Raw genomic sequence first — 1,202 nt, 5'->3', positions numbered from 1 at the left:
TCCTTACGCTATCGCGTATTGTTTTGATTCCCGTTTTCGTGATCGCTTTTTACCTTCCTTATGATTGGAACTATTACGCGTGCGCAGCATTATTTTGGATTGCTGGCGTCACCGATTGGTTTGATGGCTATCTAGCACGTAAGTGGAATCAAATGACGCTATTTGGAGCGTTTTTGGATCCGGTTGCAGACAAACTGATGGTGACGATTTCACTTGCCGTGATTATTGAAGAGTTTGGCGTATGGTGGATAACGATTCCTGCAATTATCATTGTAGGGAGAGAGGTTGTCGTTTCTGCTCTCCGAGAGTGGATGGCGCAACAAGGTAAACACGATAATGTGAAAGTTGGATATATAGGCAAAGTGAAAACAATGTGCCAAATGAGTGCGATTTTCTTTTTGCTGATTGGTGCAAAAATTGAAGCTTCATTCTGGTTTGGTTACGGTTTGATCGTTATCGCAGCAGTCTTAACTTTGTGGTCAATGGTTCAATATTTAGCCGCTTCTTGGGGAGCATTATTCGCAAACGAAAAGTAATTAAAATTAAGTGCTTAAAGGTGCTTGACTCCTTAATTTGATTCGTTAATATATGCGCCTCTTCGCAAGGCAACAGCCTAAACGCGATAAAAGGTTTACGCGGGAATAGCTCAGTTGGTAGAGCACGACCTTGCCAAGGTCGGGGTCGCGAGTTCGAATCTCGTTTCCCGCTCCAAATAAAAATGCCTCGGAAACCCCGAGGCGTTTTTGTTAAAAGGGCACTATAATACACGTGCTTTTTTAAGTAGCGCGACTACAAAGCGCTAAGTACGATTGTACGACCTAAGGTAAAAAGTGCTCTGGATGCAGCAATCCTTGCTCATCGAAAGCACTTAAACACCTTACAAAATGTGGCGCGATAGCAAAGCGCTGAGTACGATTGTACGACCCAAGGTGAAAAGTGCACTGGATGTAGCAATCCTTGTTCATCGAAAGCACTTAAACACCATACAAAATGTGGCGCGATAGCAAAGCGGTTATGCACTGGATTGCAAATCCACGTAGGCCGGTTCGACTCCGGCTCGCGCCTCCACTCTTGATGTATAAGAGTTGGTAGCTCCCCTGCCCGGGTGGCGAAATTGGTAGACGCAACAGACTTAAAATCTGTCGTCCTTCGGGACGTGCCGGTTCGATTCCGGCCCCGGGCACCATTTTTCTTTTGTTTCC

The 1,202-nt window shown here is 45.3% G+C and carries 1 protein-coding gene and 3 tRNA genes; all 4 read left to right on the top strand.

Going from position 1 to position 1,202, the window contains the following annotated elements:
- Positions 1 to 536: CDP-diacylglycerol--glycerol-3-phosphate 3-phosphatidyltransferase (pgsA, locus tag A3739_RS04985; protein WP_068500553.1), on the top strand; the 536-nt coding region annotated here is incomplete at its 5' end.
- Between the two features lie 99 nt (positions 537 to 635).
- Positions 636 to 711 (top strand) — tRNA-Gly (locus tag A3739_RS04980).
- Positions 712 to 994: 283 nt separating this feature from the next.
- Positions 995 to 1,068, top strand: a tRNA-Cys gene (locus A3739_RS04975).
- Between the two features lie 31 nt (positions 1,069 to 1,099).
- Positions 1,100 to 1,186 (top strand) — tRNA-Leu (locus tag A3739_RS04970).
- Positions 1,187 to 1,202 lie beyond the last annotated feature (16 nt).

The organism is Oleiphilus sp. HI0067 (genome assembly GCF_001635735.1).
The sequence above is the reverse complement of the archived record's forward strand: the minus strand, read 5'-3'. Positions and strand labels throughout refer to the sequence as shown.